The 25543-nt window shown below is 74.4% G+C and carries 3 protein-coding genes; all 3 read right to left on the bottom strand.

Annotation, left to right across the window (positions count from 1 at the left end; all coding sequences use genetic code 11):
• From ACZ8ZB_RS23885 to ACZ8ZB_RS23875, 3 genes are read right to left on the bottom strand one after another with little or no spacing between them, the layout of a single operon-like run.
• On the bottom strand, positions 1-603 hold the full coding sequence (locus ACZ8ZB_RS23885) for a type VII secretion system-associated protein (protein WP_470739693.1): 603 nt from the start codon (positions 601-603) through the stop codon (positions 1-3).
• Between the two features lie 31 nt (positions 604-634).
• Complete coding sequence (locus tag ACZ8ZB_RS23880; protein WP_470739692.1) at positions 635-25195, bottom strand: lonely Cys domain-containing protein; 24561 nt, start codon at positions 25193-25195, stop codon at positions 635-637.
• The gene (locus ACZ8ZB_RS23875) at positions 25196-25543 is read right to left on the bottom strand and encodes a hypothetical protein (protein ID WP_470739691.1); all 348 of its coding nucleotides are present in this window, start codon (positions 25541-25543) and stop codon (positions 25196-25198) included.

Raw genomic sequence — 25543 nt, 5'->3', positions numbered from 1 at the left:
TCAGGAGGCGTGCGCCGGGACGGCCGCGGTGGCGGTCGTCTCCGCGAGCCGGTCGGGCTCCAGCACGGTGCCCGCGGGGCCGGCCGGGTTGACGTACAGCGCGTGGCCGGCCGGCAGGCGGTCCAGGAGGGCCGGGACGGTGACGCGTTCGAAGGCGAAGGCGCCCACACTGTCGAGGTGGGGCGCGGCGGTGAAGACCGGGACGACGAGCCTGCCGCCCTCCACCGCGGCGGTCACCGGGGAGCCGTCCGGCAGGGTCAGCACCGCCACCTCGGCGGTGGCCAGGGCGCGCAGGGCGTCCTCGACCGGCCCGTAACCGGTGACCGCGAGCTGGAGGGCGTGGTCGACGTCGTCGGTGGGCTCGGGCCAGCCGAGCGCTTCCGGGGAGGGCCGGTACGCCTCGTTGTCCTCCCACTCCTCGATCTCGCCGGTCGTTCCCGTGCGCCAGCGGCCGACCACGACCCGGTCCGGCGGCACGCCCTCGCCGTCCCAGCCGGGGTCGATCATGCTGATCCAGTGGTCCGGCGCGAGCCGTGCGGCCTCGACGATGTCATCGGGGGGTGTGGGCGTCACCGTCCCGCCGCGCTCGGTCGTCCCGTTCATCCGCGTGCACTCTCCCTGACGTCCATGACGGTCACTCCTCGCTCCACTCGTCCACCGGTCCGAGGATCTCCCGGAACCGGGCGGCGAGGCGCTCGACCGTCCGGGGGTCCGTTCCTTCCGCCGCCAGCAGGCCGGCGAGGCGGCGCACCGCGTCGCGGTACGCCTCCGCGGCGTACCGCCAGTCCGCGAGCACGGAGTCCGCATCACCCGGCAGGAGCAGCCCGAGGGCCGTCTCCCACGTCCGGGCGGCGTCGGGGCCCGGGGTCGCGGCCTCGAAGTCCGTGAGGGCCGAGCGCCAGATGCGGCGCGACACCGCGGCCGCGACGGCGTCGAGGGCGTCCGGCCACGGGCCGGGGCGGGCCAGCAGCAGCCTCACCTGGTCGAGCGGCGCCAGTCCGCTGCCCCGGACGCCTCCGCCGAGCTGTGCCTCGACGTCCATTCCGGGGGTGATGCCGATGCCCGCGTCCCTCAGTTCGGCCAGGGTGACGAGCTCGGCGCCGGTGAACCCCGGCGGGTTGCCGGGCAGGTCCTCCTCGCTCACCTGACCGGCGATCCACCGGCGCCGGTCCGCCTCGGACGGCGGCGCCTGCAGCGGGGCGGCGCCGCCGACCGTGATGACGTCGGGGGCGGGTCCGGAGGGCTGAGGCACGGGTCCGGACTCGGGCGCGGGCGGACTGGTCTGCGACCAGTGGGCTCCCGTGTCGTCCTGGGGTGAGGTCAGCACGAGGAGGCTCTCGTTCACCGCCGGCCGCCGGTCGAGGAGCCGGAGGGGGCGCGTCGGCAGCCACACCGTCCGGGCGGCCCCCGTCCGCGCGGCGACCGCCTCGGCCAGGCCGGCGGCCCCCGTCCCCGCTCCGACGGGGACGACCGTGACGTCCCGGTCCAGTTGCGCCAGGACGGGGTCGTGGGAGAGCAGTTCGGCGATCTCGTCGTAGGGCACCGGGCGGGTGGCGCCGTCCGGCCAGGGCATGTCGACCTGTCCCGGGGTGGTGCCGGTCATGTCCAGTACGTATGCGCCGGGATGGGCGCCCTTCGCGGTGTCCCTCCGGTACCAGGGCGCCAGGGCCCCGCGGCTGTTGCCCAGGCCGCCGTCGGGTGAGATCACGTACCGGTCCGCCCACACGCGACCCGGGGCGGGCTTCCCCGTCCAACTGCGGCCGGTCTTCGCCCCGTTCACGGAGGTGATGAGGGTGCGGTCGTCCAGCGCGCCGTGGCGTTCGAGGTCGTACGCGGCGAGCGCGGTGGGGTCGTAGGCGTCGCGGCCGAGGGCCGCCGCCGTGGCAGCCGTCCGGAGGAGTTCCGTCCGCAGGACCTCGTCCCGCGGGTCCTCGCCGGTGGGCAGGTGGAGCGCCTTCGCCGTCAGGGCATCGGGGTCGGGGTGGTTCTCCACGCTCTCCACGGCCTTGACCGTGGCCCACAGCGCGTGCTGCCGGTCGGTCGCGGTGACGGGGGCCGACGTGCGCAGTCCCAGCACCTGGCGGGTCCACCGCTCCGGATCGTGCCGGCCGATCAGTTCGCGGGCCCGGTCCACGGAGGGCAGGGGGACGAAGTCCGGCAGCGCGGACTCCGGGTGGGTGGACAGGTGGGCCGACGCGGCGTCGAGCATCGTCCGTACGGCGTCGGGGTCCGGCGGCGCGGGCCGGGTGCCGGGGGCGGTCGTCAGGCCGTGGTGCGCGCGGGTGACCCGGTCGAGCAGGTCGAGCGTCAGCTCCCCGTACTCCCGCAGGTTCCCGTCCCCGCGGCGCATGACCTCCAGGGCGCCGATGCCGCGCAGCAGTCGGCGGTACGTGCCGGCCGGGTCGTCCCCGTCCTTCTCCACGTCGACGCCGAACGTCATGCGCAGGGCGCGGACCAGCCGCAGTGCCGTCTCCCGGGCCGTGGCCGGGGTGAAGTCCGGGGAGGTCTCCAGGCCGGCCTGCGCGGCCAGGGTGTCGAGTTCCTCGGGGAGCGGTTCGGGGCGCAGCCTCGCCATGTCCACCGGGTCGTTCGCCGGGGTGGCGCCGATGCCGTGGTCGTACAGCTTTCCCTGCTTTCCCTTCACGTAACGGCTCAGGTGCTCCCTGTCCGGGGCGTAGACGTCGCGCCGTGTCACGTTGGAGACGTCCTGGGCCGCCGACGAGACGGCGAGCGGGTCGGGGACGAACGGGCGGCTCCGCTTCAGGGCGGCGGCGGTGTACCCCTCCGGTCCGCTCCCCCAGCAGGACAGGAACACGATGGGGGTGTCCCGGTCCAGCCGGGACACGCTGGGGCGCCGCCGGAGGTAGCCGCCGGTCTCCGTGCCCCGGACCGGAACGTTGTTCTGGAGCATGTTCTCGACCATGAGGGTCTGCCCCGGCAGGCCGTGGACGAGGAAGAAGTAGGGCTTGCGGCCCTTCCACGGCACCGGCCGGGGCTTCCCGACCGGCTCGCCGGTGACCGGGTCGTAGACGGACCACTCCGTCGACCGGACCAGGTCCTGGAGCCACGACTCGCGCCGGAGCAGGTCGGCGCCGTCGACCACCGCGCGGCCGACGGGCCGGCCCTCGTCGGTGAGGGTGACCGACTTGACGTCCGCGTCCCGGAGTGTCCTCCCGTCGATCGTGCGCAGGACGCCTTCGCCGGGTTCCGGCCGTCCCTCGTCCGGACCCAGGTCGTCGGGGTCGCTGGCGATCCACTCGCCCATCGGCTCGCCCATCAGGTCGTCCGCCGACTCGCCCATCGACTCGTCGCCGAGGGCCCGGTCGTCGGTCACCTCGATGCGGTGCCGGCCGGTGCCGGGGTGCGGCTTCAGGGCGACCTCGCCGCTGTGCGACCACAGCGTCCTGCCCGACCGGGCCGCGGCCCTGCGCGGCAGGTCCAGTCCCATGTCGCCGGCGTTCGGCGAGACGAGCACCACCTCGGCGGCGTCCTCACGGCCCGCCAGTTCCCCGTCCTGCGCCAGCAGTTCGGCGAACTCCTCCGGCGACAGCCGCCACCGCTTGCTGCCGTCCGGCAGGGACAGCCTGACCTTGGTGTGGTCGCCGTCCTTCGTCCCGATCACGTACGGGAGGGGAGCACCGGGCGGGCGTGCCCACGGTGACGGCCGGGGGTCCCGGTCGGCGCCGTCCACCACGTCGTACGAGGAGACGTCCAGGTCCTGGGCGGGCCGGCCCGTCCAGTTGCGGCCCAGTGGGGTGCCGTCGGGTGCGGTCAGGCGGGTGGCGTCGGACAGCAGGCCCTGCTTGCCGAGGTGGTACGCGGTCAGTGACGCCGTGCTGGTCGCCCGGCCGGCGGCCATCGCCTCGGCCGTCAGCTCGTACAGCCGGCGCACGCGGTGCGACAGGTCGTCGACGTCGAAGCGCACCGGGACGGGAGCGGTGTCCGTGGACTCGCCGTCCACGTCGCTGTCCGAGTCGTCGTCCGAGTCGCTGTCCGAGTCGGGGTCGTCCCCGGGGTTGTCGTCGAGGTGCAGGAGGTTCCCGGCGAGCCGGTCCGGGCCGGTGAAGTAGTCCGGTCGGCCGAAGTCCTCCGGGCTCAGTTCCGCCAGCCGGGCGACGGCCTCCGACAGGGGGGAGCGGTCGACCGTGACGACCGCCTGCCGCCGTGCCGCCCGTCCGGTGGCGCCGTCGACCGGGCCGACGGAGCCGATGTCCCGGCCGCCGCTCTCCGTGACGACCGTGAAGTCCTCGGCCCGGACCGTGCCGCCGCGTACCTCCGCGACGTCGCGCACGGCCTGCTCGTTGAGCTCCAGCTGACGCCGGATCTCGTCGAGGAGGAGGTCGCGCACGGCCTCCGCCCGCTGCCGGCCGACCGTCCCGGCGTGCTCGACGGCCTCACCGGACAGCGCGAAGCGCGGGCCGTTGCTGTAGCCGGTGACCGTGATCGTGGGGAGGCGGAGACCTGCCCTGAGGTCCCGCAGGCCGGACAGCACGATCCGCTCGGCCAGTTCGGCGAGCCGCCGGCGCTGGTCCGGGTCGGTGATGTCCCGGTGGCGGTGCTCGAAGACGACCCGGGACGGGGACGGGGGAGGCGCCGGGGCGGGTCCGTCGTCGTCCGGCACCGCCACGCCCCCGGCCTCGTCGACGAGGCCGGGGCCGGTGTCCGGCAGCGCTCCCGGGCCCGCCTGCCCCGACACCCCGTCCGCCGGGGCCAGGGTGACGGTGGAGACCGGCGGCGCGGCGGCGGCGGTGGGTCCCACGGCGTCGGAGGGCGACAGCCGGCCGGCGCGTGCGGCGTGCAGGAGGTGTGCCAGGGAGCCGGCGGTCAGCGACCGGTCCCAGCCCTGCCGGGCGGCGTACCGGCCGACGATGTGCCGGAGGCCGCCCCAGGTGAGCAGGCCGGGGTCGGTGTTGCCGGCCGCCTGGAACCGCAGCCTCTCGAGGGCGCCGAAGCCCTCGATCAGCTCGTGGAACTCCTCCTCGCGGGCCGGGTCGGAGTCGATGCGCACGCCGTGGGTCTGACGCAGGGCCCGCACCCAGTGCCGGGCGCGGTCCGCGCGGTCCGGCAGCCGGTCGGGCAGTCCGCCCAGGTCGGCGAGCGCGCCGAGGGCGACGGTCCTGGGCTCGGGGAGGAACTCCTCGATGTGACCCACGGGGTTGTCGGGGTCGTCGTCCAGGACCAGGCGCGGCGGCAGGCCGCCCTCGGCCTCGCTCGGCGAGATCTGCCGGTCCACGGTGAAGACGGTGCGGCGGGTCTCGTTGGCCACGTACTGGGCGGAGGAGGGATGGGCGAGCAGGTCCTGGTCGGCGCGCGTCATGGACATCTCGCAGATCAGCAACCACACCGGCTGCTCGGGAGGCAGTGCCCGCAGGCTCCTGCGCCGTGCCAGCATCCGGCCCAGCTGCCGGGGGTGGACCGCCTGGTTGGCGCGGGTGCTGCGGCGGGGCACGGTCGTGCGTCCGCTGTCGCCGTGGCCGACGAAGACGTAGGAGTCGGCCAGGCCGCGCGGCAGGGGCAGCAGGCCGCCCTGCCGCCCGGCGTACACACCGGGCAGTCCTTCCACTTCGTTGGTGTAGTGCTGGATGGCGGACACCACCCGCAGGGCCTCCTCCCGCATCGCCATGTCGTGCGCGTCGAGGAACGCCCGCCCGGTCAGCGTCTGCCCGTCGACCGTGACCAGCGGGTACGAGTGGATGTCGGCGTCGGGGAAGACGGTGCCGTTCGCGGCCCTGACGGTGGCCGCCGGGTCGTCCGGGACCAGTCCCGGGTCGGCGGGGACCCAGGTCCCGACCGGATCGCTCCCGGGGGTCGGCGCGGCCAGGACCGGCACCCGACGGCCGTCCGGAGCCCTTTCGAGTCGCAGGTCGCCGTAGGTGAACCAGACGCGGGCGCCGGTGCGGTCGGCGATCACCCGGGCGAGGGCCTCGTTGCGGCCGTCCTCCTCCCCGATCAGGAGCACCACGGGCTCGTTCGGCCGCCGCTCGGGGTCGTGCAGCACCAGTTCGGCGAACTCCGCGTCCGACACCGGTCGTCCGTCCGCCACCACCGCTCCCTCGGCGTTCCGTTCGGCCACCAGCGCGTGGGCGGCGGGTCCCCAGGGCGCGGGGTGGACGCCCCGGGAATCGGCGACCATGTTCAGGTGCAGCTGGACACCGGAACGTCCGGTCCAGTTCCTGCCGTGCGGCGTGCCGTCGTCCCCGCTGAGCACGGACTGCTCCGGGTGACCCTGCCGGGTCAGCCCGTAGGCGGCGATGGCGTCCAGGCTGCCGCTCCGGCCCCGGCGATGGGCACTGCTCACGAGGGTGAGGGCTTCGTAGTGCCGGGCCGCGTCCACCGGTTCGTCCGGCGCCAGATGCAACAACATCCGGGTGATGCCGTCGAGGTCCAGGCCGGCGCCGAAGCGGGGGTGCCCGGCGCGCACCACCTCGATCACGCGCAGTGAGTTGAACAGCCCGTTGCGCAGCTCCGGCGGGAGCGGCTGGGAGCCGAAGGTGGCGTCGACGAGTGCCCACAGTTCCTGAAGACGCTGCTGGGCCGCATTGTCGGCGGGCGGCGGTGCGGCGGCGGACCGCGCCGCCGGCAGCGGAGTGGGGTGCGGCAGCGGCAGCGGCAGCGGCGCGGGGGTGTGCGGCTGCGGCGCGTGCGCGCCGGCGGTGCCGTCCCACAGGGCGCGGACGGCCACGTAGGCGTCGCCGCCGTCGCCCGGGCCGCCCTCGGCGACGTCCCACAGCGCACGGGCACGGGCCAGCGCCTCGTTCTCGACGTCGGTGGCCTCGACGGGGTTGACGTCCGCGGGACGCACTCCGCGGGGACGGGCGGGTGCGGCGCTGCGCGGGTGGCGGGGCCGGGGCGGGGGGCCCTCGCCGTACAGCCGGCGCAGCAGGGGGTACAGGTCCGGCTGGTGCGCGCGCACCCACTCCGGGCCGTCGTTGTTGCGCGGCAGTCCGGTGTACGGGTCGGTCCCGCCGTTGGCCCTGAGGTAGACGTTGGTGAGCTGGGCGAAGAACTCGCGCTCGTCGCGGCTGCTGTAGTTGGGGGCGCTGCGACGGCCGTCGGCGTCGTGGCCGTGGAGGGGGCCGTCGGGCCAGGAGCCCGCCTCGCCGGCCCGCGCGGTGGCCCGGTAGGCGTCGGTGACGCGCTGCCGGTCGTCGGGGTCCAGGCCGTGGAGGTGCACGACGTGGGCGACCTCGTGCACGGTGGTCGAGTAGCCGTCGGCCTGGGCGGACTCACCGTCGGGGACCGTGGTGCGCTCACCCAGCAGGTTCTCCTCGGTGACGGCCGCGCTGCGCAGGCCGGCGCCGCGGACGGTCTCCCAGGGACGGCCGTCGTCGGTGACGCCGCCCCGCAGGTGGCGGAAGGCGTCCAGGGACGTCATGGCCTCGCTCCTGGGCACCACCACGACCCGCGAACCGCCCTTGAGCAGCCGGGCCGCGACGTCGGGGTCCTGCAGCAGCCGTGCGACCTGGGCACGGGCCCGGTCGCCGGCGGAGACGGGCTGCTCGACCCCGTCGGGCACCTGCGTCATGAGGCGCGCCACGACCGAGGCGAACTCGGCCGGGGTGATCCCGGTCGGGGTGATCCCGGTCGGGGTGATCCCGGTCGGGGTGATCCCGGTCGGGGTGACCCTGGCGCGCAGGGCGTCCACGAGCGCGGGGTCGGAGGCCAGCCGCTCACGGTGCGCGGGCGGCAGCGACGCCAGAGCCGCGTCGCGGTCGGCGGCGGACAGGCCGGGCAGCCGGGCGGCGAGCGCCCGGACCGGGTCCGCGGTCACCTCCGGGCGGACCCGCAGCCCGTCGGCGAGCGCGGTCAGCTCGGCGCTCAGCGCGGACAGGTCGGCGTCGGTGACGCCGAGGGCGCTCCAGGTCTCCTCGTGGCGGGCGAGGGCCTCGGGGTCCCGGGCGGCGGAGTCGAGCAGTTCGCTGAGCCGTACGGCGAGGGAGCCGGCGCCGGCGGGCCGCGCGGCGCGGTAGGCGTCCTCGCGCGCGAGGACCGGCGTGACCGTGCGGGGGTCGTCGGCGGGGGTGCGGTGCAGCGCCCACAGCAGGTCGAGGAGGTCGCGGCCGCGCAGCTCCGGGTCGGTGCCGACGGCCAGGGCGAGGGCGGCGTCGGCCAGGGAGTCCGCGGGAGCCGGCACGGTGAAGCCGTCGGCCGTGACCGTGCCGGAGGCGGGCCGGTCCACCGCCGTGACCGTGATGCCGACGCCGTTCACCGACAGGCCGAGGACCCGGCCGCCGTCCGTGCCGGGCAGGACCCGTACCGACGCCCCGGGCATCTCCCGCTCCAGCGCCGCGCGGATCCCGTCGACGGCGGGCAGGGTGGCCGCGGGCAGCTGGAACTCCACGGCGCCCAGCGGCCGGGGCTGGCCGAACTGCACCCGGCCGCGGGCCGCTCCGGCCAGCACCACCGGGTGGCCGAGGCCGTGCAGCACGGCGCCGACCCGGCGCGCGACGTCCAGCTTGCCGGTGTCGTCACCGGACGGCGTGCCCGGTGGGTCCGAGGGGGCCGGGACGCTCCGGCCGGCCGGAGTGGCGGTGGGCGCCGACGGCGGGGGCGGTGCGGGTGCCGTCGGCGGGGCCGGGGGCGGTGCGGGGACGGGCGCGGCCGTCTTCACCTGGTCGGTCCGGACGGCGACGCCCAGCCGGGCGCTGAACAGGGCCGCCACGTTGGTCAGCCAGTCGGCGGCCTCCGCCGCGTCCAGACCCGGGCGGACCGACTCGCTCATGTAACGGCCCGACTTGTCGTTCACCACCCAGGAACGCAGCTTCTCGTTCCAGCGGAACTCGCCGGACACCCGGCTGCGGCCCGGCAGCGTCCGGCCGGCCGTCTCCCCTCCGTCGTCGACGAAACCGGCGGCGATGCCGGTGTGGCCCAGCCCGTCCAGCGTCCCGCGCAGCGCCTGGGCCGTCAGACCGGGGTCCTTCTCCCTCATCCCCGCCAGCAGCGCGTCGAACTGCTCGGGCGTGATGATGCCGCTCAGGTGCTCCGTGCCCAGGATCACCCGCCCGTCATCGGTGACCGTGTACAGCCACACCGCGTCGCGGTTGCCGGTGATCAGCAGGTCGGGATCGACCTCGTCCAACGGCACCCACAGGGGGTTGAGCCGTACGTCGCCGTCCTGGTCGCGTTCCTCGTCCTTGATCCGCTTCGGGAGGACCGGGTCGCCGAACCGGTCGCGGGCTGCGGCGTCGCTGCCGTCGTAGTGGTCGACGCCGTTGTAGTAGACCTCCGTCTGCCGCGTGGCGTTGTCGGGACCGGCACCGCTGATCCGTCGGGGGCCCGTCGGGAAGGACCGCACCACGTCGACCCGAAGGTCGAACGCGTGCGCGGCGAGGGGCAGGAAGGCCTCCCCCTCCGGCGTACCCCAGCTGTCCTCCCAGCGGACGACGGCGTCCAGGAGCGCGGGCAGTTCCGTGTCGTCCAGCGGTGCGGTGCTCTGCGTGTAGGCGGTGGTGAGCAGCCGGCCCAGTGCGGTGTCGTCGAGGTCGCGGGGCGCCGGCAGCAGGCCGTGCTGCCCGAGGTGCTCGAACAGCCGGCGCGGACCCAGGTCCTCGGCCTCCGCCTCCAGTACGGTCCGGGCGTCCTGCGGGGAGACGCCCGGGGCGGCGGGGCCCGACGCCATGCGGGCGTCGACGTACCGCCTCAGCAGATCGGCGGGGTCGAGGGCCTCGGGGACGGGGACCTGCCGGACGCCGTGGTGAGCGAGGAGGGAGAGCATCCCGGCCCGGTTCATTCCCCGGACCCGTGCGGCGAAGGCGTCGGCGGCGGTCTGCCGGAACTGGCCGACGATCTGCGGATGCAGCCGCCCCGCGCTGCGGCGCACGTAGTCCTCGAGGTAGGACCGCATGGCACGGAGCGCGGTCCGCGACGGGCCGTCCACGGTGCCGGACCCGGCCTGCCGGCGCAGGTCGGCGCGGACCGCGTCGGGGTCCCCGAGCCAGTCGTACGCGGCGCGGTCGGTGGTGGCGAGGCCGGACAGACGGCTGCGGAGGTGCACGGGGTCGCCGGCCATGAGGGAGTACAGGAGGCACTCGCCCGTGCCGGGCACCGGCACCCGGCGGCCCGGCGCCCGACCGCTGTCACCCTTCGACCCGGCGCCCTTCTCGCCGTCCCCTTGGGGCGGCTCCGGCTTCGGTTCCGGCTCCGGTTCCGGCTTCGGTTCCGGCTCCGGCTCCGGCTCCGGCTCTGGCTTCGGGTCCGGGTCCGGCTTCGGCTCTGGCTTCGGTTCCGGCTCCGGCTCTGGCTTCGGTTCCGGCTTCGGCTCCGACTCCGGGATCGGGCTGGTCGGCAGGGCCGGTCGGTAGTGGCGGTCGTCGAGGCTCAGGACCACGTGGGCGCCGGAGTGGGGGGAGGTGCCGACGAGTGCCTGGAGATCGCCGGCGCCCGCCGGGTCCCCGGGAGCGAAGTCCTGGAAGGTGCCGTCGCTCCCGACCACCGTGACGCGCACGCCGAAGGTGCGGGCGGCGAGCAGCGGGAGCAGGTCCGCCGCACCGTGGTTCCAGCCGGCCTCCGACGGGGCGTCGCCCCGGCGGAGGAGCTGGGTGATCGCCAGATTGGCCCTCACCTCGGGGGGCAGGTCGGCGATGTGCGGGATCAGACCGCCGAGGCCGTCGAACTCACGGCGCGCGGGGGTGTCCGTCCCGAGGTCCAGGCCCGCCGCGGCGATCTCCTCCGCGCTGAAGGCGTCGGTGTGGTCGGGTGTGACGGCCGCCAGCAGGTCCTCGTCGGCGTGGTCGGTGAGCCAGGAGGCCATCCTCCGGCGCAGGTCGGACATCGCCCCCGGATCGGTGAGGTCGATGCCCTGCGCGGCCAGCAGTCCCGGGGCGACGTGTTCGAGGCCCTGGGCGAGTGCGCGGAAGAAGGCGTCGCCGTCCCTCGGCACGTCCTGGAGCGTGTACGTCTCGCTCGTGGGGGACGTGAGGACGGTGCCCGGTCCCTCGGCCCTCCTGGTGTAGCGGGGCGGGGCCGGTGGCTTGGCCGCGGGCGCCTTGGGCGGGGCCTGGTAGGTCACCTCGGGCGGCTCGGCGAGACCGTCGAGCTCCTCGCGGCCCTCCGCGGTGGCCGCGAGCCGGTGCCAGCGGGTGAGCTGGTCCGCCCCGGACCGCACCCGGTGGTACTCCGCCGCGGCCTTCTCCGCCGCGTCCCTGAGCGCGTCCAGCTCGGCGCGCCGGGCGTCGAAGGCGTCGCGTGCCGCGTCCCGGCGGGCGGTGGCCTCGTCGAGGTCCCGGCCGGGCGCCCGCGCGGACAGCAGGACCGCGTCCAGCCGCGCGTCGGCCGCCGCCTTCTCGGTGCGCGCGGTCTCCAGCCGCAGATCGGCCGCCTCCCGCAGTTTCCCTGCGGCCTCCCGCGCGGCGGCCAGGCGGGCCAGGGCGGCGTCCTCCTCCTCCCGCAGGACCTCCGCCCAGCCGTCGTGCTCGGGTGCAAAGCCGTACGCGTTCTCGGTGAACGCGTCGACCTCTGCCTGTGCGGCGGCCACGGACCGGTCCGCGAGGCCGTGGTCGCGGCGCGCGTCGCTCTCGGCCTGCCGCAGGGCGGTCTCCGCGGCGTCGACACCGGCCCGGGCCAGGTCGACCGGGCGCGTGGCCGCGCGGGCGATCCCGGCGGCCTTGTCGAGGGCGGCCTGCGCGGCGTCGAGGTCCGCGCGCAGCCCACCGGAGGCGCGCCGCTTCTTCCAGTAGGCCTTGTCGGCGTCGACCCACGCCTTGCTCGCCTTCCCGACCGCGTCCCACGCCTTCGAGACGCGTTCGGGGAAGTTCGCGTCGGTGATGATCCGCAGGTCGCGGGCGACGTCCTCCCGGATCCAGGTGACGACGTACGCTTCGGTCCTCATCGCCTGCGGACCCGATCTGTCCTTGGCGAGAGTCCAGCCCCGGACCCAGTTCGCGAGCTTCGAGTCCACGATGCCCCGGTGCACGTCGCCGACGCCGATCCAGGTGGCCGGGACGGCGAAGAGGAAGGACCGGCCCGTCGCGGGCTTGAGGTTGCGCGAGGTCAGGTGGTCGTCCCCGACCGGCATGCCGTCGCCGTCGAGGTCGTTGGGGCCGGGACCGAAGGCTCCGATCTGGTTGAGTCCGGCGTCGGGAGAGTTGTACAGGAAGCCGCCGCCGAAGCCCGAGGACTGGCTGTGCTCGACGGACGAAGACGTGCCGGCGTTGTCCCCGTACCGTCTGAGCACCTCCAGCTTCTTGCCGTCGGCGACCGTCAGCAGCCGCGCGCGGCTGAAGTCGGGCGCCGAGCGCAGTGACAGCTGTCCGGTGTCGGTGCCCAGGAGGGACTTCTCGGTCAGTCCCGCCACCTGGTAGCCGCCCGGCTCGGTGGTGCGCGGGAAGAACGCCGTGACCGCCGTGGAGCTGGTGCCGTCCTCCAGCGCCTGCGCCGAGCCGGTGCCGAGGCGGGTCAGCCCGGTCTCCCTGGTCCTGCGGAGGAGTTCGGTGAGGGCGGTGGCGCCGGAGCCGTCCTCGGCCTCCAGCCTCTGGAGGGGGAAGCCGACGTCGTACGCCTTCGTGAGGAGGAGCTCGCCGGCCGTGCGGATGTTCTCGATGCCGATGATCCCGCGGGGGTGCATGCCGTTCTCGGGGAAGGTGAACGGCCGTACGACGCCGTCCCCGTCCCGGACCTCCAGTTCCTCCACCGCCCGGGAAAGGGGTATCGGCCGGGGCGGACCGGCCAGGGCGGGGTCGGCCGCCGGGTCGGGCGCGGGCAGCAGCCGACCGGACCCCTCGTCCTCCCGCGACCGCACCGGTTCCATCAGGCTGAGCGGCACGTGCTCGCGCAGCTCGCCGACGTCGCCCTCCTCGACGATGCGCAGCCGGCCCCGGAAGCGGGCGAGGGCCGTGGACTTCGCCTCCGCCGGCTTCGTCCCGGCCGGTGCGCCGGTGTTCGGGGTGTCGTCGGCCTCCAGGGTGATGCGCATCCGGTACGGGGTGACGATCTCCGCGTGCGGTTCGGTGGACGCCGCCCGGTAGATCGTGACGGTGGTGACCGTGTGACTGGACGAGACCGTCTTCCGGCTCGAGCCGCCTTCGGTGTACGTGGGTCCGGAGGCCGGGACCTGCGCGTTGCCGGTGTACACCATCTGGCCGGTCATCAGGCCCATGTCCGCCCCGGAGGAGGACTCCGAGTTCTGCTGGGCGGTCTCGATGGCCCGCCGGTTCTCCTCCAGCTCCGCGCTGTGGTCGAGTCCCTCGAACACGGGTGTCCCGGGGATCAGCTCGACGCGCGCCCGCACCTGCCGGCTGCCGATCCGGATGCTGTCCCAGCCCCAGCCTCCGGCCTTGACCAGCGTCGACGGGGCGGTGGTCGTCATCTCCCCCTTCAGCGCCCGCGTGGCGCGGGCCGTCACCAGCTGCCGGATCCGCTCCCGGCTCTCGTCGTCGAGCCCCAGTTTCCCGATCCGCCTGTCGAACGCGAGCAGTGCGTCGGTGGGGTCCAGCGGGTTCACCGCGTACGTGCCGAAGGCGGTGCCGCGCATCCAGGGCTGCGGCGCCCAGAGCTGGTCCGTGTAGCGGGGGACGTCGCCCATGCCGTCGTCGATCAGCCCCATCCGGTGGGCGCTCTTCTCCGGCAGGTGCCCCAGCAGTCCGCCCTGGCTGGTCAGTTCGGTCCCCGCCGCTCCGGCGAGGAGGTTCGGCACGAAGGTCCTGGCCGCCGCGGCCGTTCCGGTCCGGCCCGTGCCCAGCCGGCTGGTGAACAGCGCGAACCAGTGCTGCACGTCGCCGGCCACCAGCACCTGGTGGGTGAACCCCTTGCGGTTCATGTCCGCGACGACCGTGCGCACGACGCTGCGGCTCTGCGTGTGGGACGTCGACACGGGGTTGGCGACGAGGCCGTACGCGCCCATGAGGCCGTGGCCCGGGTTCTGGGCGACGGAGTAGACGAGCTGGCCGCCGAAGACGAAGCTGGTGCTGTTGCTGACCTTGCCGGCCGCCTGCCGGGTCCCGCCGAGCGTCATCTCGGTGTCCATGGACATCGACGGGGTGAGGGCCCGCAGGTTCCCGGCCGCCGTGGCGTACCGGAAGGTGCCCCACAGTTCGCCGTACGGCCCCTTGCCCAGCAGGCCGCTGCCCACTAGGCCCAGTGGCCCCGAGCTCTGGTCGAAGCCCGACGCCAGGGACTGGGGGGTGAAGGAGCGGACGATCGCCTCCCGGGTGGCGGCGCCCTCCTTCATCAGCTGCCAGGCGTTGCCCGACGCCTCCCCCAGGACCCGGTCCACCTCCGCGAGGAGTGCGGGTGACACCACCATGTTCACGATGACGAACGGGTGCTGCCGGAAGTCCCTGAACTGTTCCGTCCCGCGGTCGGCGAGCCGGCCGGCGGGCCGGCCCGCACCGGGGTCCGCGGGCAGCACGAGGTCGCCCTTGGCCAGGGCGAGGGCCCGCCTGGTGGCCATGTGCGTGGGGGCGGGCTCGTCGGACAGGTAGGGGTTGAGCGCCCCGTCCGCGTGCGGGTCCGCGTCGGGGGTGTGCTGGACGGGAACGCCGATGAGCACCTGCCCGGTCCTCGGACCGCCGCCCCGCAGGTGGCCCAGCGGCGTCCGGCCGAAGAGCACATTGACCGGCTCGTCCAGGACCGCCAGGCCCGGCAGCCCGAGGCCGAGAGCGCGGAGCATGCCGCGGGGCCGCCAGTAGCCGCTCATGGCCGCGGCGAGGGACAGGTCGTAGCGGTACAGGTGGGTGGGCTGGTTGCTCACCGACATCGGCTCGTTGGTGACGGTCGAGCCGAAGCCGGTCTCCGTCTCCCACTGCCAGCCCCCGCGTGCGCCCAGGGTCAGCCCGAGCGTGTTCCGGGGCAGGCCCGCGAGGTCGTCGACGTTGTTGTCACGGCCCGAGAACGTGCCCTCGAAGCCCAGTTCCAGGCCTCGTTTCGCGCTCGCCTGGCCGTCGATCCGGTCGACGCCCTGGGCGCTGAAGCGTATGCCCTCGCTGTCGTCCCTGCCCTCGTAGCGCCGTCCGGTCAGCGTTCCGTGGACCAGGACGGTGTAGTAGGTCTGTCCGGCGGTGCCGGGGTCGGTGAGTCTGATCGGCAGGCCGACCGTGGTCAGCCCCTCCAGGGTCGCGGTGACGTTCTGCTGGGACAGCACGCCGAGGATCTGCAGGGTGTTCTGGAGCGCGATCCGGTACTTGACGGGGTCGGTCCACCGGGGCGGCATGGGCAGGCTCTGGGCCGCCTGGAGCACCCGGTCGGGATCGCGTTCGAGCATCTCGCCCAGGCGGGCGCGCCAGCCCTTCGGCAGGTTCGGCGGCAGCAGCTGGTCGAGGGGCACCACCAGGCCTTGGCGCAGGTTCGAGATGGCGTCGACCAGGCCGTCGGCGAACGCGTCCAGCAGGGTACGGCCGATGCCGTCCGCCGCGTCCGGTGTGACACGGGTGCGCCGGCCGTCGTCGAAGGCGAACTCCTTCACCCGGTGCATGCCCAGGGTGCGCGGCCGGTCCACGGTCAGGTAGGCGGGCACGAACGGCGGGGCGACGCCGTGGCGCAGGGCGAACGTGGTCCCGTCGTCCCATCCGGCCAGCCGCCGCGCCTCGGAGCTGGTCATCCGGTCCAGGCTCCAGGTGAGGAAGCGCGTCGGCGGTGTGCTGTCACCGGACCGTCGCACCCGCACCGACTTCATGACCAGGTAGAGGGCGGTCTTGGGGCCCTTCACCTGTCCGGCGGACTTCAGGGTGCCGGCCGCGCCGAGCCCCATCGACCAGGTCTTCGCGAACGAGGCCTGGAGGGTCGGTCCGAACTGGAGCCGCAGGTCGAAGGGGGCCGTGCCGGGGTCGTGGAAGTTGAAGGCGGGCCCGGCGACGGCCTGCAGCAGCAGGCTCCTGCCGTGGGCCCGGCTCCGTTCGCTGCGGACCGTCGAGGTGTTGATGTCCCGCATCTCGGCCTGGTCGGTCTCCCCGACGAGCACCGCCGACATCGGGATCAGTTCCTCCACCACGAAGGTGCCCAGCGGTGACTTCTTCTTGTCGTCGGCGAACAGCTGCGGGGTGGTGATGCGGCCGCGCGCCATCGTGCCGCCGTGCCGCTGGAAGCTGTCGCCGGAGAAGAAGCTGTCCAGCTCGGTGTAGGCCGAACTGCCGGGCAGGGCTCCGATCCGGGCGGCCGCCCAGTCGCGGATCGCCGCGACGGGGCCGAAGCCCTCGATGCGGACGAAGCGGTACTGGGAGTCGCGGTCCAGGGTCATCGTCCGGGGGATTCGGCCCGGCTCCGGGATCTTGGTCACGCTGTCGGGCAGGCGCACGCGGAGACCGTTGCGGATGCCGAAGGCGAACCGGACGGGCGGGACCGGTTCGGTCCCGGTGTCGGTGTTGCTCTTGGTCTTGTCCGTACGGGTGTCGGTGCCCGTGATGTCCTGTCCGGCGGCGTCCGTGACGCGCATCTCGTAGTGGATGTCGTCCAGGTACGCCCGCGACTTGTCCAGCGTGCGGGTCTCCATCTGGTTCATGCGCTGGTCGGTGAGGGTGTAGCCGACCTTGTCGATGAAGCCGAACCGCACGGCGATCCGGCCGAAGCCGCCGAACGCCGCGCTGCCCGCCGGGCCGATCGGCCCGCCGAGCCCGTACTGGGAGTTGGCCTGCATGTTCTTGGTCAGTCCGAAGAGCGCGGCCGCCCGGTGCATGCTGTCGATCTTCGTCGAGTCGCCGACGCCGTCGTCGAACGGGGTCCAGTTGCCGTAGTGGCGCGCCCTGACCCACAGGACGCGCTTCTTCCCGTCCGCGTTGACGTACGGGAAGGGGCGTCCCTTGCCGTCCGCCAGCGTCTTCGGCTTGTCCCGGAGCGTCTGCCGGACGTCGTCCAGCAGTCGTGCGCCGTCCTCGGGCCGGGCCTCCGGCCGGATCCCCAGTTCGCGGCCGATGGCGTCCAGGGCCTGCTCGTAGCCCCGCAGGACGACCGTGCTCTGGCCGAACGTGCTCGGGTTGGCGAGGAGTTGTTCGAGCTCGGCGGGGGTCAGGTCGGACGGCAGCAGCGACCGGAGGTCGTCGACGTACGCGGGCATCCGCCTGCCGTCCTCGAACCGGGCCGGGGTGCGGCGTACCGGCGGGGGCTCCATGGCGGGGTCGAGGCGCGGGGCGTTCGGAGACGGCGGATCCGGCTCCGGGGGCGGCGGCGGGCCGGGAGGAGTGCCGGTTCCGTCCCCGGTCGTGGCCGTGGTGGGTGACAGGCGGGTGTCCGCCGGGGACGCGGGGGCCTGCCGGACGGCCGACCAGTCGTCGGCCTGCTGGCGCCGGCCGTCCGCCTTGGGAAGCAGGGAGAGGACGTGCGGCTTCGACGGGTCGCTCTGGGCGAGCAGGCCCACGGGCCCCGGTGAGGTCCACACCCCGCGGCCGGTCCCGGCGCCGACGAGGGCCCGCCGGTCGGTGGCCTGCGGGTCTGTCGGGGCCTGGGTCGCGGTCGTGGAGGCGAGGACGATGTCGGCCGTGCGCGGGAAGTCGTTCAGCGCCGGGTCCACCGCGAGCAGTTCGGCGACCTCCTCGTAGGGGACCGCGACGCGGAGTCCGCCGGGCAGCTCCATGGTGAGGTGGTCCGGCCCGGCCTCGCCCCGCACCAGGTACGGGGCGGGCTTTGCGGTGTCGGTGGTCCACGGCATCTTCGCCTGGCGCAGCGGACGGTGGCCGCCGTCCGGGGTCGTCGCCATGACGAGGGCGGACTTGACGTCCACCGCCGCGCCCGGGGGACCCGGTGTCCAGCTCCGGCCGGCCGGGGCGCCCGAGCCGTCGAACAGCAGGGTGTCCGGCATGAGGGCGCCCAGGGTCTCCAGGTGGAACGCGCCCAGCGCGACCGGGTCGTCCACGTCGACGCCGAAGGCCGCCGCCTGCGCCACCAGGTCCAGGAGGTCGGGCAGCCGGGACGGGTCGGGCCGGCCCAGGTGCAGCACCCTGCCGGTGAGGGCGACCGGGTCGGGCGTCCTGCTCTCCCACTCCAGGGCCTTCACGGTCGCCCAGAAGAACCGGGCCCGCTCGGGCGCCCCGATGAGCAGCTGGTCCGGGTCGAGCCCCAGGAACCGGGCCGCCTCTTCGTTCACCTCCTCGTCCGTGAGGCCGTCCAGTCCTTCGGCCACGGTGGTCACGTGCGGCAGGGTCACGAAGTCGGTGAGCACCGCGTCGGGGTCCCGGCGCACGGCGTCGGCGGCCCTGGCCAGCAGGTCCCGGTAGGCGTCGGGCCCCAACGCGCCGTCCGGGTCGCCGTGCTCCGTCGCCCGGATCTCGCGGGCCGCGCGCTCGAACAGGTCCAGGCTGAACGGAATGGCGTCGCGCAGCACCGGGTCGGCGGCGCGCATGGACTCCAGCGCGCCGATGCCCGCGAGGAGCTCGCCGTAGCGGCTGTCGTCCTCGATCGCCACCCCGAACGTCTGCCGCAGCGCGCGCACCAGCCGCATCGTCCGCTCGCGGACCTCCTCCGAAGCCGGTCCCACCGGGTCGGGGTGCAGGCCCGCCGCGCGGGCGCGGTCGTCGAGCGCGGCGTCGCCGGGCTCCGGCCGGTGCTCCACCCACTTCCCGCGCCGGCCCCGCGAATCCATGACGATGTAGTGGGAGACCCGGCCGTCCTTCTCGAACTTGAAGCCGATCTCCTGGGTGGCGCTGTAGACGGTCCGGCCGGCCTCGTTGGCGACGTGCTGGCTCTGGCTGATGTCGGCCAGCGGGTCGGGGACGAACGTGTCCGTGACCAGCTTGCGCACGCGGTTGATGCTCGGCGGTGTCGCGGTGAAGCAGCCCTGCATCACGATGGCGTGGTCCTTGGGGAGCCGCGCCACGCTCGGACGGCGCCTGAGCATGCCGCCCACCGCCCGGTCCCGTCTCTGGTGGCGGGGGTTCGCCCGGGTCGGCAGCGCCGTCCCTCCGGGATAGCTGTGCGCGGCGAAGACGTACACCGGCTTGCCGGCGAACGGGACGGGCTCGTCGTCCTTGGTCCAGGTCCCGTCCTGCCGGTTGATGTGGTAGAGCTCGGTCGCCGTCGTCGTGTGCCGGATCCCCCGCAGCAGCCGCACGCGTTCGCCGTCCTGGAACACGGCCCTGCCGATCGGTCCCTGGTCGGTGACGATGGTGTGGGACTGCAGGTCCTGTTCCCAGAAGGGGGCGCGGGCGGACTCCGCGGGGTCGGGCAGCAGGCCGGGGGAGCTGCGGATCCAGTCGGTGCGGTCACTGCCCCGGCCGCTCCGCAGGGGCACGACGTACGGGTGGGAGGCGTTCCCGTCCGGACCTTCGGCGACGTCCACGACCCCGTTGGCCGCCCAGACGTCCCTGCCGATCCGGTCCGCCGCCCGCCGCGGCAGCTCCAGGCCGCCCCCGCCGGCGTCGGAGACGAGCAGCAGCACCGGCACGTCCGCCGGGAGTCCGCTCAGCTCGGCGTCCAGAGCGAGCAGTTCGGCGAACACGTCGAGGGGCACCTCGCGCGGGGCGCCGTCGTGGCCACGGACGACGATCTGGTCACGGTCGCCGTCCGCCCGTACGACGTAGGGGTCCGGGCCGCCGGGCCGGTGCCAGGGCGCGGTCCCCACGTCGTCGCGTGACAGGCCGCCGTCGGCCCGGGGCCCGGTCCTTCCGGTACGGGTGAGGTCCAGGTCGTCGAGCCCGTCCCTGCCCCGGGTCCAGTCGCGGCCGCGGGGGCGCCCGTCGAGGCCGGTGGTCAGGGCGTGGGTGGGCGACAGCACGCCCTGGCGCTGGAGGTGGAGCGCGGCGAGGGCGGCCAGACCGCCCGCCTCCCGTGCCTCCGGTGCCGTGGCCAGCCCCAGCAGTCGGCTGCGCTGCACGTTGCTCACCGGGTCGGCGGGGTGCAGGAGCAGCACCCGGCGGGCCACGGCGTCCAGGTCGAGCGGGCCGAAGTCCAGCAGGGGGTCGGTCCTGCGGAGCCGGTCGAGGCGCGCGAGCCCGTCGCGGATGTCCGGGTACAGGGGGCTCGACATGACGTCGGGGCCGTAGACGTCCGCCAGCAGTTCCCGGTGCCGGGCCTCCTCCGGGGTCGGCTCCTTCGCCCGGTCCCCGTCCGTGTCGTCGTCCTGGTGGTCCGCCAACGGGGTGTCGAAGCCGTCCAGCACACCGTCCAGGCTCGGCAACGAAGTGTCGAGGCCCTCCAACACGCCGTCCAGGCTCGGCAACGGAGTGTCGAGGCCCCCGGCCGGTCCGGGATCGAGAAGGTCGGCGAGGGCGGCGGGCGGCTCGGACGGGACCTCGCTCCCGTGACGGTCCGCGAAGGTGACGTCGTCCACTCCGGTGTCGCCGGGCGCGGTGGGGTCGCCGGGCCGCACGGCCGCCCAGTCGGCCGCCGGGGGACGCCCCGGCGCGCTGAGCAGGACGGAGGGGACGTACGGCCGTGACGGCCCGGTCGGGGCCAGGCCCACACTGCCCTGCGAGGCCCATACGGTACGGCCGGTCCCGGCACTGACGACGGCCCGCGGATCGGTGTCCGGGGTGCCGCCGCCGGTCGGCCCGGTGGGCGCCGCAGGGGCTGCCCTCGGGACGGCCAGGACGATGTCCGTGGTGTCCTCCGGGCGGGTGTTGAGCACCGGGTCGCGGGCCAGCAGCTCGGCGACCTCGTCGTAGGGGACCCGGGCGCGGAAGCCGCCGGGCAGGGCCATGAGGAGGTGGTCCCGGCCGCCGCCCGCCCACACCAGGTAGGCCGGCGTTCTGCCGGGAGCGCTCCACGGCGGGCTCTCCTGGCCCACGGCCTGGTAGCCGCCGCCCGGTTGCGGGGCGGCGACGACGACACGGTCGGTGAGCGTGGTCGTGGCCGCGTCGGGCGGGGCCGGGGACCAGCGCCGTCCGGTCGGCACGCCGTTCAGGTCGAGCAGCTGGGTCTGCGGCGCGAGGGCGCCCAGGGTCTCCAGGTGGAACGCGCCCAGCTCGGTCGGGTTGTCCACGTCGGCGCCGACCGCCGCCGCCTGTGCGACCAGGCGGAGCAACTCGGGCCGCCGGGCCGGGTCGGGCCCGTCCAGGTGCAGGACCCTGCCGGTGAGGGCGTCCGGGTCGGGGGTCCGGCTCTCCCACTCCAGGGCCTTGACCGTCGCCCAGAGCAGCCGGGCCCGCTCGGGCTCCCCGACGGCCGCGGGGCCGTCGTCCAGACGCAGGACGCGGGCGGTCTCGGTGTCCAGCTCCTGGTCCGTCAGGCCGCCAAGACGCTGTGCGGCGGCGGTGACGTGGGGCAGGGTGACGAAGTCGGAGAGCACGATGCCCGGCTGTCGGCGTACGGCGTCGGCGGCGTCGGTGAGCAGGCCCCGGTAGGCGTCGGGGCCGGTGTCACCCGGCCGGCCCGCGTGGGCCGCGCGTTCGAACAGGTCCATGGAGAACGGGCCGAGGTCGCGCAGGACCGGGTCGGCCGCCCGCATGGTCTCCAGCGCTCCGATCCCGGCGAGGAGGTCGCCGTACCGGCTGTCGTCCTCGATCGCCGCGCCGAAGGCCAGCCGCAGCGCGCGCACCAGCCGCAGGGTCCGTTCGCGGGTGGCGTCCGTGACGGGCTGCTCGGGGTCCGTGTGCAGGCCGGCCGCACGGGCGCGGTCGTCGAGCAGGTCGCCGACGGGTTCCGGCCGGTGCTCCACCCACTTCCCGCGCCGCCCCCGCGAGTCCGTGTAGATGCGGTGGACGAACTTCCCGTCCGGCAGCGTCGCGAAGCTGACCATGTGGGTGCCGCCGTACGCCGTGCGTCCGGTCTCGTTGGCAACGTGCTGGCTCTCGCTGACGACCGCCAGCGGGTCGGGGACGAAGGTGTCGTCGATGCCCCTGCGGGTGCGGACCACACCCGGCGGCTTGGCGCTCGAGCACGCCTCCATCAGCACGGCGTGGTCCTTGGGGAGCTGGGCCAGGCTCGGACGCCGTCTGAGCATCCGGCCGGTCTCCCGCTGGTGGGTGTGGTGCCTCGGGTCCGTCGTGGTCGGCACCCGGGTCGCGCCCGGCCGGGCGTGGCCGCTGAAGACGTACGTCGGCTTGCCGGCGAACGGTACCGGCTCGTCGTCCTTGACCGTCTCCTTGGTGACCGGGTTGTAGTGCCACAGCTCCGACGACTGAGTCGCGAGCTTCAGCACCGCGATCCGGCGCGGGGCCTCGGCGTCCTCGAACACGCCTCTGCCGATGGTCATGCCCCCGTCGCCGACGACGCTGTGCGACAGCATCTCGCGCTCCCACTCCGGCGCGTCCTCGCGCTCCGCCGGGTCGAGCACCTGGCCGGGGGTGCTGCGGATCCAGTCGGCGCGCGGCAGCCCCTCCCCGAAGAGCAGGGAGACGACGTACGGCCGCGACGGGTCCTGCTGCGGGGACACCTTCACGGTGCCGTTGGCCGACCAGACGTCCCTGCCGATCCGGTCCGCCGCCTGACGCGGCAGGTCCAGGCCGCGGGAACCGGCGCCGGGGACCAGCAGCACCACGGGGGTGCCCGGGGGCAGCGCCGCGAGCCGGGGGTCGCGGGCCAGCAGTTCGGCGAACACGTCGATCGGCACCTGGCGCGGGGCGCCGTCGTGGCCGCGCACGACGATCCGCCGGTGGTCGCCCTCCGCCATGACGACGTACGGCTCCGGCTCACCGGGCCGGTGCCAGGGCGCGGGCTGCACGTCGCCGCGGCCCAGGGTGCCGTCGGGCTGCCGGACCACCTTCCCCACCTCGGTGAGGTCGAGGGCGGGGATCGTGGCGTTCGTCCAGTTGCGGCCCCACACGCCGCCGTCGTCGGCGGTCAGCGCCTGGGTGGGGGACAGCACGCCGCGGAGTTCCAGGTGGAAGGCGGCCAGGGCGGCCAGGCTGCCCGCCGACTCCACCTCCGGGGCCATCGCCACCCGGAACAGTTCGCCGCGCTGCGCGTCGGTCACCGGGTGGGCGGGGTCCAGGAGCAGCACCTGGCGGGTCAGGGCGTCCAGGTCGAGCGGGCCGCCGCGGAGCGCGGGGACGGCCTGCCGGAGCTGGTCGAGGTGCGCGAGGGTGTCGCGGAGGGCGGGGTGGAGGGGGCTCGTCCCGATCGCGGGACCGAACACGTCCGCCAGCAGCCGGTCGTACAGCGCCTCGGTGGCCGGGTCCGCCCCGGGCTCGGAACCGAACTCGGATTCGGACGCGTCCCGGCCCTCCTCCCAGTCCATGATCATGTCGATCGAGTCCGGGGAGCCGGGCGCGGAGGACTCCCCGGTCGGGATCCCGTCCGGCGCCCGGGAGCTGAGCGGCGTCTCGTCGACGGCGACGGGCTGGGCGGGCGGCACCTCGCGGGAGACGACCGGGGCGGGCTCCACCGTGGAGCCGGCGGTGGCCGGCGGTTCCTCGGACTCGGTCCGCACCGGCCGGTAGGGCTCCGGGTCGTCGGACGTGGTCCGGGTCTCGACCTTCGGCACCGCGGAGGACGGGCGGGACTGCCCGGACTCCTCGGGCGCAGGGGTACGGACGTCGTCCGGGGCGAGCGGGTCCGGGGTCGACGACTCGGCGGTGACCGCCGGGTCGCCGGACGGTGTGGTCTGGGGCCGCGACTGCGGAGTGGCGTTCGGCGCGGCGTGGCCCGGGGACGTGGTGGCCGACGGGGTGGGCGCGGTGGGGGTCGCGAGGGGCGCCTGTGCGTTCGGCTGCGGCTGTTGCCGTTGTCCGTCGGAGGTGAACCGGGTCGTGCCGTCGTCCGTCGACCGCTGTCGCTCGGTCCCGTCCGGCGTGAAGCCGCTGCCGCCCGTCCGGGCCGACGGCAGGTCCGGGGCGGAGGAGCCGACGGTGGCGGGCCTGTCGACCGGCAGGGTGTTCTCCGTGCCGGCGGTCCAGTCGGTCCCCGGGGTCCTGGTCACCGACGGGTTGAGGGCGGAGAAGACGGTGTCGGTGTCCGGGGCGTCCACGGAGGAGTCCCGGTAGGGGTCCTCGTAAGTGCTCGGCGAGGGAGTGGAGTACGACGGCTTGACCGCGCCCGCCGCTCCCGGGAGGCCGTACGCGCCGGCATCGTTGCCGACACCGTGGACCGTGCCGTGGTCCGGGAGGGACGAGGAGGAGGACACGGAGGAGACCGACGAGACGTCGCTGGTGTCGCTGAAGACCGACGCGGTGTCGCTGACGTCGCCGACGGAGGAGACGGAGTCGTCGCCGTACGTGTCGTCGTAGGTGCTCCGGTACGCGCCGCTGCTCGTGTACGGGGCGTCGTACGCGCCGCTGGACGTGTACGGGGCGTCGTACGTGCCGCTGGACGTGTCGTCGTGGAGGTCCTGGTACGTGTTTCCGCCGTCGTACGCGTCGTCGTACCGGTTCTCGTACTCGTACCGGTCGTCGCTCGCGCCCGTGCCGCCGTTCCCGCTGCCGCCGCCCGGCAGATCGTTGACGTCGCCGGAGCCGAAGCCGTTGTTCTGGAAGTAGTTCTTGTAGACGAACTTCCCGCCGAACTCCGCCCCGGTGGAGGCCGCTTCGAAGATCAGGCCGCTGAGGCCGGCGCTCAGGAACGTACCGGGGTTGAGGGTGAACGTGCCCAGGAAGATCAGGCCGGTGAAGGCCTCGGCGAAGGTCTCCGCCTGTCCCTCGTTGATGAAGCTGAACGGGAGCTCGGAGGCCTCCTTCCAGAAGTTGTTGTTCTTGAAGTACTTGTTGATGAACCTGCCGCCGACCTCGCCGAAGATGCCTCCGAAGAGTCCCGCGAACGCGCCGGCGACCGTCGACTGGCCGATGTCCTCCCAGTCGAACTTGGTGCGCCGGCGCTCCGGGTCGTCCGGCGCGGTCATGGAGATCAGCTGCGAGGCGAACGCGACGAACGCCTCCTGGATCGCCTCCAGCAGCACCGACAGCGGCGTGGGGATGGCGCGTCCCAGCCGCTGGAGGATCAGCAGGATGGTGAGCGCGGTGCGCGCCTTCTGGATGGCGATCTCGGTGAGCGACGTACCGCCGGTGAAGACCGCCAGCGCGGCGATCAGTGCCAGCTCGATGTTCATCAGGATGAACTCGATGAGGATCTGGTACTTCGCCTCGGACAGCTTGATGGAGCGGTTCACCTGCTGGGCGCCCAGGTCCCGGAGTTCGTCGGAGAACTTCTGCAGGTGGTTCTGGCCGTTGTCGTCGACGAAGAGCTTCATCGCGGCGATGAACTCTCCGGCGATCCGCGGGGGGAGCGAGTTCCCGGCGGTGGAGATCGCTCCCTTCATCGCGTCGGAGAGGTCCCTGACGTCGTCCGCCAGCCGTTTGTAGGGGTTACGGCTGTCGAAGCCCCGGTCCTCGTTGCCGGTGGCGACGTTCGCGCCCACGTAGACCTCGATGAACTCCCGCAGCCCCGGCGGGAACATGATGGCCATTCAGCGCCTGTTCTCGCTCTCCGAGCCGTGCGTCTCGATGTCCTCCACCGCCTGGACCTGCGGCCGCTGCACGTGGTCGGCCTCCGCGGCGACCGCGTCGACCAGGGCCATGAACCCGCCGGTGATGGACAGGACGGTGTCCCTCACCTGCTCCTGTTCCCGCCGGACCTGCTCGCCGACCGCGTTGGCGAACTCGTCGTCGCCGCCCTCGTCGCCCCACCAGCCCGCGTACTCGGCGCAGCCGGTCTCGAACCGGGGCAGCATCTCGTCGCCGTAGCGCACGGCGTCGGCGAGGTGCCGGGAACCCTGCAGGATCGCCTGGATGTCGGCGGAGTAGTTGCCGGCCAT

Source organism: Streptomyces sp. 12E, assembly GCF_055633275.1.
The sequence above is the reverse complement of the archived record's forward strand: the minus strand, read 5'-3'. Positions and strand labels throughout refer to the sequence as shown.

Bases quoted from the DNA above. Each gene is read 5' to 3' on its own strand.
- ACZ8ZB_RS23885 (WP_470739693.1), bottom strand. From the start codon at position 603: ATGAACGGGACGACCGAGCGCGGCGGGACGGTGACGCCCACACCCCCC.
- ACZ8ZB_RS23880 (WP_470739692.1), bottom strand. From the start codon at position 25,195: ATGGCCATCATGTTCCCGCCGGGGCTGCGGGAGTTCATCGAGGTCTAC.
- ACZ8ZB_RS23875 (WP_470739691.1), bottom strand. From the start codon at position 25,543: ATGGCCGGCAACTACTCCGCCGACATCCAGGCGATCCTGCAGGGTTCC.